Origin of the sequence: Neptuniibacter sp. QD34_54 (assembly GCF_047778055.1) — a bacterium.
Lineage (GTDB): Bacteria > Pseudomonadota > Gammaproteobacteria > Pseudomonadales > Balneatricaceae > Neptuniibacter.
Genome location: NZ_CP180546.1, coordinates 1,909,350 through 1,927,317 on the forward strand (window position 1 = coordinate 1,909,350; position 17,968 = coordinate 1,927,317).

Annotated in this window: 1 protein-coding gene (running past one end of the window); it reads right to left on the reverse strand. The window is 46.8% G+C overall.

The window, feature by feature from the left end:
• A protein-coding gene (locus tag ACMXYP_RS08770) for a Calx-beta domain-containing protein (protein WP_415884632.1) crosses the window boundary here: on the reverse strand, window positions 1-17,968 show its 3' portion. The gene runs 16,478 nt beyond the window's last position; only the last 17,968 of its 34,446 coding nucleotides appear in the window; its start codon lies off the right edge, out of view; the stop codon is at window positions 1-3.

Consider the following 17,968-nt stretch of genomic DNA (forward strand, 5'->3'; position numbering starts at 1 on the left):
CTATTGTTTCTTGCTAGGTTTTGGCACTACAGGTGAGTTGCCCCAACCAATCATAGGTTTACCCTGACTATGCCCCACATCTTCCGGCAATTCTCTATCATCGAATAACCATTCGGATACAAAACTTGTATCTGCATTATCCGTTTCAGAAACATTATCTGAGCCTTCATTATCAGAATCACTGAAATCAATATATGGAAGCTCTAGCTCATCATCGTCATGGCTAGTCTGAGTGAATGATTGCCCAATTAGATCACCTGCACTTGGAGTATTACCTTTAGTGAAAGCTATATCCCTAGCTGCTACATTGCCTTCTGATTTGATCTGCTCGATACCAGGAACATCCTCAGGAACCATCATGTTGAGCAATTGATGGCCACTCAAGGCAAGGTGTGCAACCTCAGTTCCATGTAACTCATCTGCTGCCAGAATGGTTGTATGGAAGTCTTCGGACTCATCGTGACTATCAGGAAGTAGACGAATGCCGGTACTCAAATGCTCGGCCATCAATTCTGAATGTTCAGTTGTATCATGATCGAAGCCAAGTAGATGGCCTATTTCATGAGAAACAACACTGAGTAGATCCATTGATTGAGCTGCTTCATCGTTTCCGATAGCACGTAGTGAGCTTTCAGATGTTTTAACGATAAATTCACTGTCCTCTTCTGGGGTGCTATCGATAAACCAACCAAAGCCAGCTGCATTAATATCAATCACAATGGTATCAGCCCCTTGAGCCTCACCGAGCGTGTTACCTTCTAGATCTTCAATACGAACATCGATGGTTTGCAATGTTTCAAGCTGTTCTTCACTGAGCTCACCGGTGTCTATCCAGCGGCTAATCGCTTCATCAACGATTGGCGCTAACTGATCGCCTGTGACCGATGTTGGGTTTTCAATAGAGTTTGGAGCGCTATGTTTAGCTTCCATTCTATTGTCATCATCCAATATGGTAATCACAGCCTGATTATCAGTGAGTTCTATTCCGTTTGGATTACTAAAGTTAACAGTGAAGGTTTCATCACTCTCTCTTGAACGGTCACTGTAGACTCTCAAGTTAATAGTTGCGCTGGTCTGCCCAGCAGCGAATGTTAGTGTGCCTGATGCGGCTTGATAGTCATTATCAGCAAGTGTTGCGGTACCGTCCGCAGTGCTCCAGTTTACGCTGACTGATTCAGTCGGTGCAGATGAGAGGTTAACAGTTAGACTGATATTTTTATGTTTTTTGTTGCCTTCGTTTACTGACAGATCACTGACTGATAGCTCAGGTGTGCTAGTTGCCGGTTGATCATCGTTTGTAATGGTAATCACCCCTGAACTATCACCAATTACAATGCCAGCAGCGTCGGATAGCTCTACAGTGAAATATTCATCACTCTCTTCGTTAGTATCACCATAAACCTGAACCGTAATATCAGCACTGGTTTCACCGGCTAAGAAGATTAGCGTTCCTGAGGTCGCTTGATAGTCTCCATCGCCTAAGGTCGCGGTTCCATCTACGGTACTGTAATCGACAGTAACAGTTTCGGTGAGCGATTCAGAAAGGCTGACCGTTAGGATCGCAGCAGTTGCACCACTGTTTCCTTCTATGAGTTCGAAGTCACTGATAGTCAGTTCCGGTTGAACTGGCTGTTCAAGCTCAGGGTCATCGGTGCGTACAACCACATCATCGAATGTAGTTTCGCCATTTTTACTGTAAAGACCAAAGCGACCGTCCAATACTTGGGCATTAAATGCAAAGTCGACTCGTGCAATGTCGTATTCAGATCCAGCTTCGCTTAGCGTTGCGGTGACTGTCAGGCCTTTGAATGAGAGATCGATATCATAATCATCGCCAGCTTGAAGATCGCCAGAAACTTCATAGCTATCATCGACGACCCAACCACTCGCTTCTGTGTGGTGACCTACAAACAGAGCATTGCTATCTACATCCAGAGCGACAAATTTGAAATCATTCTCGCCATAGTAATCGAAGATGATGCCACCATTAGTTTCGGTATTTAGTGTTGCTGCTAGTTCTAGAACAGAAGAAACATCAAAACCGTTACTGAGTCCGAGATCAACTAAGCTAATGACGTGCTCATTAGTATCTGCAGTTCCTGTATAGGTTCCGTTAATGACGGTCCATTTGGCTGGGTCGACTGGTTCGAATGTTAAGTTATTGGTACCGGCGTTAAACGCTTCGGTGACTTCAAATGTGATTTCTGGTGGTAGTACCTGAACAGCCACATTATCAAAGGTGCCGCGGGCATTATCAGAACCTACACCGACTAACCCGCTATTCAAGCCATAAACGAAGCCATCAGGATCGACTCTAGGATCAAAGGTATGAGTAAAGTACTCGCTGCCATTAACAACCAAGGTTGCGGTTGTGCCGTTGATTGCGAGGAGTAAGTTGTAGTTACGATCAGGTTTTACTTGTACCGGAGATTGGACATCAACTATCCAGCCATCTGCAGTACGGCGACCCATTTCAAATTTGTCGTTGGAGACATTGATGCCGGCAAATTTAAAGTCTTCTGGCCCTTGATAATCGAAGATTAGATAAGCATTTGCTTTCCAACCCCCTGTTGGCTTCTCGGTACTTACAGTTGCTGCTATTTCAAAGTAACTTGGCAGTGCATCATCGATATAGAAGACACTGACTGCATCACCACCGAGTGATTCGGCAGAAACACTCAAACTACCTGATTGCACTTCGAAACTGCCGCTATCTGTGTAGAAGCCTTGTGACTGGCTATTTAAACCGTCATTAAAGTCGGCACTGCGGAGTACATCACGACGGCCGCCTGGAATGTTGCCTGGTTGCGGATCAGTTGGACCGCCGGTCTGATCCTGCCATAGACCGTGGTCTTTCTGAGTTATTAAGCCCATTTCTCCGTAAGGTTCAGCCTGTAAGTGCGCGACGTTACTATATCTGCTGGTGGAATTTTGTGTACCGACATCGGCTGTACGGGTGATATCCGCTCCATCACTTGCTGCTTGCGCCCAAAGGAAGTCATACAAGTGAGGTGGAACTTGACGACTTACCGTAGCGATACCAAATGGCGCGAAAGGCACAATGTAGGAGTTATATTCGCCTACCCAGTCGATTAAGCGATCACCACCGGTATTACCGATGAGAATATCGAGGCCTGCACCACCAAAGACTCGATCTTCATAAACGATATGGGTATCAGGTGCATCATTCAGACCGTTGGTTTGATCATAACCTGTACCTGAACCGCCTGTTACATCATCGGCGTTCATAAGGTCATTGCCCCAACCACCGTAGATATGGTCACGACCTGTACCGCCTACAATCCAGTCATTACCTAGATCACCGAATAGAACATCATCACCGTCGCTTTCACGATCTACCAGATCACCGATTGGGGTGCCATTTGGAGCGAACTCAATGTAACCCGCTTCAGTAGCACCTTCGTTATCCATTGCATTTAAGAAGTAATGTTTTAGGTCTCCTGTTAATACATCTCCTTTCCAAACATCATTTCCATCGAATAGGATAATACGACGTGGATCGTATTCATCGTAGAGATAGAATTCACCCAATCTGCTTTGTACAGGCTTAGGCGCATTCCATGGGTCTGTGTCATCACCGAACAGCAAGATGTCATTAGGATTGTAAGGGCGACTGAAGTCAGTGCGGATTAGATACTCGATTTCAAGATTTTCATCGATCACAGGCGCGTACGACTCAGGTAGCGCTTCAGCACCACTCATCGCATCATCACCTGCTCCACCATGGATAAAGTCTTTACCTAGACCCCCGAAGATGATGTCGTCTGCAAAGATTGGATTGAAGAATGGATCATCAATACCCGGCGCTAGATCGAATGGGGTTAGATCGACTGATTTTTTCAGTTCGAACTCAATGTTGATAGTTTCTGTCTGTACCTGTCCTGGTGTGTAGATGAATTCATTCAGTACGTCACCCTGACTAGTACGCGTATCTGGATCACGGTCTAGCAGCAGTTCTACACCGTAAAGGCTTTCTTCTCGACCGTCTGTAGCAGTATTACGGCTGGTAAAGATGCGACCATCATCACCTAAAATACCATCGATACCTGTGCCACCGGAGATCCAATCGAATCCCCAGCCACCGATGATATCGTCATCATCAGCATCACCGAAGGCGATATCATTACCACCGCCGAGGTAGATAAAGTCATCACCAGTGCCACCGTGGATCTCATCATTACCACCAATATCCACTTTGGCGAAGATACTGGTATGAACTGAGTCACCAAACATTTCTCGGTAAGCAGGATCGCCTGGGTTATCTAACTCGAATAGTTCAGGTTTGAAGTCAGGACCACCCGGCGTGTAATCTAGTAGGCGTACACCGCGAACGATAATACGTTCATCGCCACGGTCAACTTCATCGGTAATATTCTGATCGTAATTGTATTCAAGGTAATCGTGGTTACCTAAGGTATTTACATCGATTCCGTCGACACCTACGAGTCTGATGATATCGCCGTTATCGCCTATGATGGTATCTGAATCACGGCTATGGCGACCTTCATTAGGGGTGCCATCCGTTAGTTCAGTAAAGTCACCGTTTTCATCGATATTAAAGCCGTTGTTTCTATCGATTTGAGTACCGGCTCCGCCGAAGATCATGTCGCCTTTATCTGGGCGATGGTCTGGAGTAATTAGGCTAAAGTGAGTTGAAGAACCACCAACAAGGTCGTCCTGACCTAAGCCACCGAAGATAACGTCTTTACCGCCACCACCTTCGATATAATCTTCACCATCACTAGCAAGCTCTGTGCTAGCGATAACGGTGAGTGGGCCTACTGGGTCTTCCGCTCCCATTCTTTCTCTTGCAGCGCCTATATGAGCCTCTGCAGCGACAGCGCTATCGATAGAACCATCACCTTGGATTATATCGTGGCCAAGTTGACCGAAGATGGTGTCATGACCTGCACCACCTGCGATGTAATCATTACCAAAGCTACCAACTCCAGCCAGACCAGAATCGATCGCAAAGTTATGATATTCAGCGTAATCAATTTCATATTCAGCCCACCATTGCGGACCATTTGGATCACGGTAGTCACGAAGTAAACCGTCAGTTAATAACCGACCAGATGATTCACCGCTCAATGGTGTTTGACCCAGACCATCGCCGTAGGCATAGAGAGGATCTACACCGTCAGGAAGATCACGGTCAGTGCGAGCGTAAATCAAAGTGCCCGCAAGAGTCTGGAAGCGTGCATTAAGAATATCGTCCAGTAGATCACCATCGACGACTACGCCATCATCACCAGCCATACGGGTGAGACTAACCATGTCGCCAAAGATCAGATCATCACCCTCGCGACCATCAATCATGTCATGACCAGAACCACCAATTAGTACATCAGCAATGGATGTACCGTAGATAATGTCATCTGCGCCGTTTTGCGGTGATAGCGCGTTGATTTCTAGCACTGTGTTGAGTTCAGTGGTCTGGATTTTCTGTAATAGAGGTAAAACACCCACTGGGATTGGTACCAGCGCATCTAGATCTGGCTCATTTGGATCATGGACAAACTGTACAACCTCACCATGGTCACCAAATATGATGTTCTGGCTATCAATTATGCCGTCATCTATACCATCTACACGTCCATCGCCTTGCAATGTGTCCTGACCAGCGATCAAATTGTCACTGACAGGATAAGGTATTCTTACAGGGGCAAAGGTTTGATCACTTGAGCCAAGGTTAGGATTGATAGAAGGTGCAGGATTGGTATCAGTAGCTGTTATATCTAGGGCTCTGGTAAAGATGTTGACGTTAATACCACTGTCGCCGTAGATATGATCAACACCACGCTGGCCCAAGATAGTATCGTTACCAGAACCGCCCGCTAGATGATCACCTGCTTGGCTACCGATAATCAGGTCGTTACCTGCACCACCGTAAGCAGTAAAGCCAACGGTTGGCATATTCTGATCAGAAACACCTGCAAATAGCTGCGAAGCATCGATGATGTCGTGACCAGCAAAGTTGTAAGGATTCGCAAGTGGGAATACCCATTCATTATCCTCGTTCTGACCATCTGGTAAGTGTGGGAACATATCAAATGGTTTATCACCAAACTCTTGGCCTAGTCGATCGAACGAGTGACCGGAATACCAAACACCGTCTTGGCTAGTATCACCGTAGATGACCAGAGGACTATCAGGGCCTGCACCGCCAGAGACAATAAAGTGATCGCCACCGATCTCTGAACCAACATCAGTAGTGATATCTGTTCGAGTAATAGTCACTGTAGTGGATTCAAGCGCACATTCGTGAATCGCTGCGCCTTGGAGGTACATTTGATCAGCAGTGACACTTGCTACGGTGAAGCCCCCTGCTATGCCCTCTAAGTAAATAACCTGACCTGCTTCAAATCCATCATCAATCCAGCTGCCTCCATCGGAGCGTACTAGGCGATCAACGATTAGTTCGACCTGTTCGACTTCAGTTACGGTTGTTTCAGCGATCGATAGATGGAGATTGATATCACTAATGGTACCGCCAGCAAATGATGCGCCTGAAAGTATCATTGCAGAGTCTGCACCCCAGGTTGCGAATTGCTCGCCTGGGTTGAGGCTTTCATCTGCGTCAGCAAAACTTAAGACTTCGCGGGTTTCACCTTCACTACCTACTTGAATTAGCTGGCCGATTGCATAACCATCATCTTGCCAGCTACGGCCATCGAGGCGAGTTAAGATATTATCGCCATCAACGGTTGTTGCGTCGTAGTCACCTATAGTTTCGATGAATAGGTTACCGCCACCATGAAGGGTTGTGAGGCTACCGTGCGGGCCTTGCACCCAAATTAGTTCTTCACGGCCTTGCTCTGTTGCAAGCTCTTCACCGAGAAGTGTCATGTTTGAACCATCTATATCCAATACTCGGTATTGAACTGCTGAATCAAAGCCTCCCAGGGAGATCAAGTGACCTTCTAAGAAACCATTATCTTCCCAGTTTTGGCCGTCCTGACGTGTAAGAACGCCACCTTCATTATTGCCTGCAACATCAAGCACGAGCGATTCGATCACCAAAGCATCAACCGCAGTCAGACGAATGTCACTTATGCCATCGAATAGCGGTACTGGTGTAGCGCCTGCAAGAACAAGGATTGAGTTGTCGTTTGGATCCTGAACGTCAACGGTACCACCATTGCCATCAGTAACCTGAATAATGGCATCTAGCACTTCAACTACGGTCCAGCTACCGACATAACCATCAATAGTGACTTCTTGCCCAGGTAAGAAACCTTGTGCTTTCCAGTCATAACCCGCAAGGGTAATCGTGCCGCCGCCGTTGATTAGATCAGGTTCTGAGGTAAAGGCGTTTTCAGCAGAAACAAAGGCTGTTGGGTTAAGCGTACCGGTAACTTCTAAACGGTCATTACCTTCGCCGAGCATTAGATTGAATACTTCGATGCTACTTTCGGAATCGTTAGTACCGAAGCCTTCAGATCCTAGATTGATTTTACCGAAGCTAATACCTCCTGGAACGACGATATTGCCACCACCCGAACCTTCACCGAAGGTTGGGCCGCTGACTGGACCGAAATCGAGATCCTCAGCCATACCGAAGCCTTGAAGGGTTGTTTCAGTTAATATGCCACTACCATCAGCTTGGCTTGAGTCATTAAATATATTCAAGACATCGATCTGCTGACTTTCTGGAGGCTGAGCGCCAATGGCGATCAAGAAGTCGTCTGTTTCACCCGGTAGTTTGATACCATTGGTCAACGAGCGATCAGCGCCTGTTGGTCCACCTTCAACCGCCAATGGGCCTCTGAGTTTAGATAGAAGATGGTTTGAAACTGGGAATATTTTCACGCCTTCGCGTGTTGGTGGCACGGTGTAATCATCATCCGCTTGCAACTCGACAGTTTGCATATTGTAGTAATCTGCATCAGTGAATGTTGCTAGCGGTGCGATTCTTACAACGGTCACATCATCAGCTACGCCATCGCCTAGCCAAGTTGCGTCTAGGTCAGATTCAACACCATCAATGGTCACGTGGATCAGTTGCAGTTTGCTATCCTGACCGTCGTTGTCACCACGAATCAGCTGAACTTTGGCTTCTACGTCGACCTCGACACCATTGGTATCACTGATACGAACCCACATGCCTTCGAGGAAGCCTTCAGATAACCAGCCTGCTTGCTCGCCTTCCAGGCCTCTATCTAAGAACTGGCCTGGGAAGAAGTCAGGATTGGTCTCTTCGCCAAAACTAACCTCTCCAGAGTAGATAAAGGCTTCAGCGAGATCAGAAAGCACAATTGGGTCGGCTGATTCACCTGGAGTACCCCAGGTTCCTGTTGTAGTTAATGTAAGCGTTTGACCATCTTCAGAGACTGAGAGTACTTCATAATCGCCATCGTTAGCGCTGCCACCAATTCTGATGGACTGGCCGGCTACAGGGATTAAGTGACTAATAGCAGTGGCGTCGACGGAAGTACCATCTTCTGTCCATGCGCCCATCGCTGTAAGAGTAATGGTTGTTGCACTAACAGAGAGAATTTCATAATTACCGTTGTTGTTTGAGAAGCCCCCTGCACCTGTGGCATCAATAGCAATGGTTTGTCCTGCGGCAAAACCATCGGCAGCAAAGTCGCCTGCAGCTCTTGATAAGGTTAGGTTTGTTCCATCATCGCTAAAGGTAACAATATCGTTAAACAGCTCCTCAGCATCGAAGCTGGCACCGTAGAAGCCTTCATCAGCAAAGTTACCAAAGTCTGAGCCTGTGCCTCTTGTCAGTGTGAGATTGGTACCATCATTACCAAAGATGATATGACCATTAAAGATCTGATTAGCCTGCAATCCACCAATGGCTGCGTAATCTTCCGGTGTAATCGCTACCCCATCGATCTCGATTACATCGGCTAAACCATCAGTGAGTACAGCAACTTGGACTTCGCCTGTAGGTGCACGGGTTAGGCGGAGTTCATAAGTATCGGTTTCACCGCTACCTGCTGGAATATCGCGGATTAATTGAGTTGAACCGCCGCTTTCGATCACTACAGCGCCTGAGGTTTCGTTATCGTAAACCTCAACATCAAGAAGTTGTAAACCGGAACGTAAGTTCGGGAAGATGTAATCAGCATCTGTTGTGTCATCGTTACGTTCAAACTCTACGACAGCAAGCTGGAGATCTTCTCTGACGTAATCGTCGCGCGCCTCAATACCAATGTTAATAGCATCATTCCAATCAGGGTCTACCACGCCATCAACGAAGGTAAAGGTAGCCTGACCGATAACGACGCGGTCATTGACTGCGTCATAGACAGGGTCGGTAAATAGCTCGAGGCGGCTATCAGCATCAGGATTGGTGAATTTGATCGCTTTATCGGCGAAGTCATTCAATACAATATCAACCACCACTTCACTGCCAGGTGCTGGTTGCATCGCTAGTTGTAGTCGAATTTGATCGTTAAGTTGAGTCGTTGCATCGCCTTCAACCACGATTGTTTGACCGTCTACCAAGCCGTTTTCATCGATCTCTGTAATCAGTACTCCCGGAGTATCGTTATCAAGCACAGTCACTTCGACATTGCGGACATCGGCCGCATCGTAGATATCAACGTTAGAGATCACAGAGTGCTGGATGACAACAACGCGATCACCTTCAGAGCGTTGGTCATCTGGTGCAAACATATAAACGGACTGTTCAAGGTTCCAGTTGGTGTGATCGAAGGTTAGTACGACCGCTCTGTTATCAACCTGAGTAAGTACACCATTGATCATCACAGAGCGTTGGAAATCAGCGTCAGTGACTAGTGCGCCTGGATCGGTAGTAGATAGCCAGATGCTATCGCCAAGGGCATCTACTAATGGATCTGGGTTCAGATCGTAAGGCTGTCCAGTTGAAGGATCGATTGTTCTCTCTTCTTGAGTGGAGCGCGCTGCTGATACGGTTACATAAACGACCTCACCGGCTGCTAGCTCTTCTGAGAGTCTTACGGTGTAGAAGTCGCTGAATTGATCCGCTTCTAGCAGCTCTTCCCTAACGATGCTTTGACCGGAGCTTGTATCACCTGCTGCCTCTTCATTAATGACGACTAGACCTTCAAGTGCGGTAGATACGTTGTAGTCGAAGCCATCAACCACAAGACCGTTGTAGAGAGGGTCGTCGGAAGATACTAGATGATCAACTGCACCTGAAACGCCTTCAAGCTCGCGGGTAACAATATCTTCGACAACATCGCCGCCAACATTGATGGTGTCAGAGCCTAAACCACCGATTACCCGGTAAGCGACACCAAATGCTGTGGATTGAACGAAGAACTCGTCATCGCCTTCAAGACCATCAACTTCAACTACCTCAATGGTGGAGTAACGAACATTTAAGCCAGCACCGTAGATACCATCTTTGGTGATGGCTATGTCATCTGGGAATTCAGTGCCGAGGATGACCAGTTTATCGAAGCCTGCACCACCTTCTACCGAAACTGGCGCGTTAATGTTGTATCGAACCTCATCCTGACCACCTCCTGCTCTGATATCTGGTGCTTGAGCCACCGAGAAGCCTAATCCGATCTGAGGTGTAGCAACGCCCTCTTCATCGAGAACAATAACATCATCAGTTGGATCTTCAGTAAGTAGAAGATCAAGGAAGTTAATACCGCCATCACCGTTAACGTCGAAGACTGGATTGCCACCGCCATCGGTTGGTAATGCCGCTTCAAGTGCGACGCCATTGTCCAATTGAGCAAAGGTGATCACGCCATCTTGAAGATCTTGAAGAATCTTAGCACCGGCTTCAAGGTCCGCTTTATCGATGACACCGCTATTATCGAAGTCAAAGTCGACTGTAGCAGCTAATGCAAAGGCGCGAACGATAAATAGGTCATTATCATCATCGCCCTCTAAACGAAGTTCTGCTTGGTTAGAGTAGACGCGGAACTCATCGTTGCCGCTACCACCTTGTGCTACCAGTGGTGCTGTAGCACCAGCAGACAACCAACCTCTTGTGGTCGCTACTAGATCTGGGAACACATCCTGTTCGAGTAAGTTACCGTCTGCAGTATCACGTTGCGAACCGAAGATCTGACCGATCTGGAATTGATCATCGCCAGAACCACCATCAATGGAGGTAATCACAGTAGTATCATCAACGAAGAAGGCATCATTACCGCCTCGACCTTCAACCAGTAAACGACCATTTAAACCGGTGTCATAGTTGATACGTTGAACTTCATCACTATCTTCGTTGTTTTGAATAACATCGCCGTATTCGGCAAGATTTCCGTGCAAGATAGCAATATATCCAGGACGATCCGTAGTTTCGTTTGGAAGGAAGGCTGCTGCACGCATTAAGAAAATATCGTCAGTCGCGTAAGCAACGCCATTTATGTCAGAACCGCTATTAGGGCTATCAAAGCCAAAGATACTGAGTTCGTCTACGCCATCATTCTCAGCGCCTGTATCCAGTACATTGATGACGTAATTACGTTCATCTTCACCGTTACTACCCAGAGAGTGAACTTCGTAATAATCGGTGCCTGCCTGACCGTCGAGCGTTAATGTGTGCTCTGCATCAGATACGGTATTTGGTCCAGTTGTGGTTGATGTGTCTTGTAAGAAGTAGACCACCATCCGGTCTTCGCCATCTGCGATTAGCGAATCTAGATCAGCACTACCGTGAACGCGTGTTTTAGAACCGAGGAAGATATAGCCATCATCGCCCTGCTCAGTATTACCGCTAACGCCTGAGGGGTCACCAAATTGAATGTAATCGGAATCATCGTTACCCCAGATATTGGTCAGATAAACGGGCGCGGTATAAGTTGGAATTGCTGTGCCAACCGGATCGCCGGAAGTGACATCAGCTCCAGCAATGATTCGGCCCCTTAGTGTCATATTGGTACCATAAGTGGCATCAGCATTGTTATGATCACCGAAGATGTCGATAGTTTCTTTAGCTAGAATCTCGCTATTCTGATGTAGATCGACATTGTCACCGACTAATAGAAGTACTGAACCACCTTCTGCGAAGATCTGACCATTTAGAACGCTACGTGGAGCATCGGGATCTAAACCCGGTAAACGGCTTACACTTTCTGCAAAACGCGCGCTGCCAGATTCTAGTAGGATCAGATGCTCATCTAAATCGGCAGATTCTCTCACCGTTAGACGAATATCACCTGTATAGGTATGGGCTAGAACAAGACTCAAATCGCCGTCTGTTTCAGTAAGGTAGATATTATCGGTTGCTTCTAGACCGACATCGTCGACGTTTGCAGCTGAGCCAATTCGGGAATTGATTTCCACATCATTCGAGCTACTACCGATATCGGAATAATCGCCGTTAGCATCAAGATCTATTGTTTGACCTAGGATATTGGCTGCCTCATCACCTGCTCCGCCGTTTCTTGCATCTCTGATTGAGCCATCAGTTGTTCTGAGTGATACATTTTCGTCACTGTGAACTGTATCTAACTCTAGTGGACCCGTTAGTTCATCGATATAGATGCCGCCATTGAACGGCGCATTTATATCGAAGGCATTAAGCACCCCGAAACCGTCGTTTCGATCAACATTGATCTCTAAGAAGTCACTTTCAGTACCTATGCCACCTTGGCTCGGTGTTGGTGTTTCACCAGTAATAACACCAGAATTAAGGGTAATGTTTACACCAGAAACATCGACTGTTGTAGTCGCACCTGAATCGGTATCGGCATCGATGATTCTTGCACCGGAATTTAGCGTGACATCATCTTCGGTCGAATGGATGTGGCCAACCAACATATCACCGATCAACTCATCAGCAATGATCTCACCATTAGTGGTTAAGAATATCTGTGGCGTACCGTCTGGTGGTGTGCCGCCGCTCCAATCAACATCTGTGTTAATGATGAAATCAATTGTTGTATCTGGTGTGACATCAACAGTGACATTGGAACCGTATGGGGCACCAGTGATCGAAGTGGTTCGATATGTTCTGTTTTCTGCGCCTGTGTAACCGTCATTACTATCAACATGGCCAATATCTATATCATCACCAGCGCGTACTTCCGTGAAGGTATAGACTGAGTCTACTTCAGTGTGACCTGTGCCATAGGTCTGACGGACCCAGTTGTATAGGGATTCTCCCTCAACATCTGGACTAAAGTGATCCCAGTAAATACCACTACGGCCGTCAGGATCGAACAGACCTGGAGGATCGTAGGTGCTGACATTTACACCATCGATAGGTGCCCAATCATCACCGGCTCTGGAGTCATTGATAATCACATCGACATCATCGCCTGCGGTAATCCGGTGGATGGTTATATCGAGATTGTCTGTTTCTGCTGGATCTTGAGAACGATCATGAAGCGTAATATCTAGAACAGTATCACTACCGGCATCTGCTTCGAGGTGGATCTCTTCAAGTGCTGGTGTAACATCGTTACTGGTGGCATGGATAATTCTGACCAATTCCACCATTAATGGCGTGCGGCCATCACTGGCATTCTGATTACCTATATTGCCACTAGCATCGACATCAAGCGTATTGGTTCTGATTAAGCCTTCATCGAAAATAGCCGTTGGAAGTACGCCTTGTTGAACTACCAAATCACGTTCATCAACCCTGACATCCCCGCGTTGGTTCTCAATTACAGTATCACCGATAACATTATCAATGCCGCCTAAGAGTATGATATCGCTATCATTATTATTTCCAGCTATGCGGTTTCTGATTTCAACTAAGGTTCTAGGGTAAGTGATATCTAGATCGAATTCGAAGGTATCGCCTGGTGTTACTGGGTCTAAGGATACGTTGTTTACAGAAGCTGGATTAAAGCGGATATCGTCCACTTTAATATTTACGGCAGCCGATCCATCATGGGTATCTATATGGTTTATAACGAGGTCATATTCAGAATCATTGATGATTCTGACACTGTCCCAAGTACGCTGACTTTCTACTAATCCACTATTACCCCAGATAATGCCATCAGTTCCGTTCACGTGGTTGGCAAAGAAGGTTAATTTACCGGCTTCGTTGTAGATAATGTCGTCGAGGATAACTTGGTTATTTGCAGCGCTAAGTGTGTTGCCAACGACCTTGCCGGTATTGCTACCCAAGAACTCAATATTGGTCAGGCTAACAATGACACCGTTTTCATCGATAACCAGCTCTGGATTAGGTTCTCCGAGCAATACTACATGAGACTCCCAGAATATATGGCGATCTGGTGTACTACTAACAGTCTCATCTTCATCAATATCTACACTCAAAACGTTGAAACATACTTCTAATTCATCGACCCCAATACACACTTCTAGATCTGGCAAATTAGTTATGCTGTCAGCATCAGCAGTGATCGTAGCGATATTTTCAGAGTTAACATCTATATCTTTAGCTTTTAAGAACGATCCATCGCGTCCACTAACGCGGGTAAGGCTGTTATAGGTAGAGCTTGCGTCAGAGTGCACATCAACAGGAATAGGATTAAATACTGAGGCAACAGCACTGATAAAGTTGGCTAGCGCGTTGTCGTAGTCATTGTATTTAGCAACAGCATCGGCATGCATTTGGGAATTGTCGTGACGCGCTTCTACAACGATATTCGTATTGCTGATGATTGAAGAGCCGTCATGTAAGATAGTTTCGACGAGGTCCCAAGATTGGATATGCGCATCGGCGGTTGAATCAGCAACAGGATAAGCTTTGGTATCGGCTTCGGAGTTAACATTTGCGGTCCACTCTTTTACTAAACCGCTGTTATCTACAACGACATCCCCTGTACTGTTATCTATTTTGGTTTGACTACCGGCGCGCGCAGCCACGGCGACATTATTTGCTTCAATGTCTGAATTACCCGTCAATATGACTTGATTGAGTACTGGATCAATTGCAGAGCCTATTGTGAGCGATCCATCGGCATCTGCGAAGCCTGCTACGGCTGTAGCATCCGCGTTTGCAGTAACATCTGCATTTAAACCAGTACGAGATTCAACGAGAACAGTTCTATTAGCTTTAATGGTCGCGTCAGAAGTTAGGATCACATCGTGATTAACGACAATGTCAGCATCAGCATCTGAATCAGTTACCAAACCAAATGAACCATCGGTTTCAGCCAGCGCTGTTAAGGTTTGCATGCTGGTTGCGAGTATTTGAACATCACGCTGTGCGATAATCGATCCAGAGCCTATATCTGTAAGTACATGACTATCAGATGTAACGGTTGCATCTGTGTTACCAATGACAATGCCACCAAGTGCTTTGTTAGTTGCTATAGCATTGGCGTTGGTATTGGCACTGGCCTCGATGATGATGTCATTACCGCGAAGGATATTTGCATCGACAAGGGCTTGCACAGTGTGATTAGACTCAGATGTAGCATTAGTATTACCAACCGAGACAACACCGCCTCCGGAACCTGTAGAATCGGCTTTAACTTCTGCAGAGCTATGGACTGCTCTCAGCGTTAGATTATTGCCTGACTCAACATAGCCACTACCTACGATAACAGTAACCGTTGGGTTCGCTTTGGCGCTAGTGTTAAGGCCTTTTACATCTATTGCCCCACCACCTGAAGAATCTGCAAATGCGTCAGATATAGAGGTTGATTGAGCTGTAAGGGAGACATTTCCAGAAGCGGTTATATTGCCTGATCCAAATTCGGCAACGACTGTAGGGTCAACTTCAGATACTGCTGTAGATGCACTTGCTGCTACTATGCCAGCACCAAAAGATTCGACGACAGCTATAGCAGTATCGTTTGATACGGCATTAACTGTGATGGAGGATGCACCCGCAAAGCCATACGTAGTCGGTAATCCATCTGTATCTAACCCGGCAACGGTTGTACCAACACTACCTAGAAGTTTTGCTGAGGTATCAGCAAAGATTTTAGCGCTAGGACTAGATACGCTAACCGCCACTGCGCCTACACCTACAGCACCTGAACTAGCAACGGCATTATTATTTGACGTTGCTGTAACGTTTACAGCCGAGCCAGGAATCGTAATCAGAGAGCCTGAACCGATACTGGCATCAGTATCAGCGCTATTAGTGACTTCCGCACTTGCATTTGCACCACCGCCGGCAAATAGACCGATAGAAATCACATCGGAAGTGGCTAGCGCGTCATTATCAGAGGTGGCTGATACAGTTAATGAATTTGCATCAACAACATCAGCATTCATTTCGGCTTTAGTGCCACCTCCAACCTTAGCCGTTGGTATAGAGACACCGACCGCGACTAATCCACCACCGGCTGAATCAGCATCCGCAGTAGCATCATGATCAGAGGTAGCGATAAAGGTAATTGAGCCATTAATATCAAGTACGTTGCTGCCTGTACCACCCGTCGCGTTAACATCGGCAGAGCTAGTCACCTCTGCAAACGCAGCCGCACCATTGACAGTAAAGCCACCTAAGCCTGCGGTAACTACGTCAGCATCTGCAGTATTATCACCATCCGCTTTAACTAGTAAGGAATTGGCAGTGACTGAACCATCCATATCAGCGATAACTGCACCGCCTACATGTGCTTTTGCGCCTACTAGCGATGCTGTAAATAACCCGCCAGCCAGACTTAATGCATTAGCTGTGGCAAGATTTTGAGCACCCTGCAGTAACGCCTCAACTTTTACTGCGCCGGATGTCCAGATCGAAGCGGCAGAACCCACTTTAGCTTCTACATCTGCATCACTAGTGATAATGGCGTTGGCTTGGGCACCATTACCGCCGCCTAAACTGATTGAACCCATAGTGACAGTTGCTAGAGCAATGTTTTGACCCAAAGCTTTCACATCTAAACTTGATGCGGCACTACCGACAATATCACCATCAAACTGTGCTAAGACGCCTCCGCCTACGGTTGCAGATGGCAACATCACAGAAATTGAAATCACACCGACTGTAGCGCTATTAGCGACACCTTCTGCTTTGTTATAACCAGTGGCAATAACGTCGATATTGGCTGCTGGTACGGTCAATTGAGCGGTAGAACCGACAGTTGCTTCAACATCAGCATCAGAGGTGATCTCTGCAACTGAACTCGCACCTGCTCCGCTAAACAAACCTAAAGAGATGGTGAGCGCATCTGCATCCGCATAGTTATTACCGGTAGCGAGGACATTTAGCGTATTAGCATCGAAAACATCACCATCCATTTCGGCAATGACCGCGCCGCCAATACGGGCTGCTAATTCACCACCGGCTATAGAAACCAAACCACCAGAAGCAAGATCTGAACTGGAGATCGCATCGTTATCTCCGGTAGCTTTTACATTTAAAGCATTAGTTGTTGTAAGTGATGCGGTAGAGCCTACAGATGCTATGACATCAGCATCAGACGTAATCTCAGCTACAACACCGCTACCGGCACCACCAAAGGCACCAAAACCACCTGCCAATGTGTGCGCTTCAGCAAGATTACGACCCACCGCTTCGATTGTGATTGAAGAAGAGCTAGTAATATCACCATCGACATCAGCGATAACAGCACCACCGACGTGCGCAGTGGTGAGCATGACTGAAACACCCGCCAATACACCTGCAGCTCCACCGGCAGCGGTTGCAGTTGCTCGGTTCATTGCGCCTTGCAAGCGGGCATCAACGACAACCGTGCCTGTTGCTGCGATAGATGCGGCTGAACCCATTCTCGCTTCTACATCAGCATCTGCCGTGATACTAGAAATCGCTTGCGCACCTGCACCGCCACCAAGCGATACACTGGCTACCGTAGTTGATGCATCTGCGATGTTTTGACCAAGGGCTTTAACATCTAGGGTAGATATCGAACCACCGGTTGTCTGACCATCGAATTGAGCTAACACACCTCCGCCAACATGGGCTTCTGGAAGCATGACAGAGATGGAAATTACACCGCCACTGCCGCCTACAGCAGTACCAACGGCATGATTATATCCGGTGGCTAGCACATCGATATTGGCATTCGGCGTATTAAACTGAGCTGTAGATCCGACTTTGGCTTGAACGTCTGCGTCGGAAGTGATTTCTGCTTTGGCA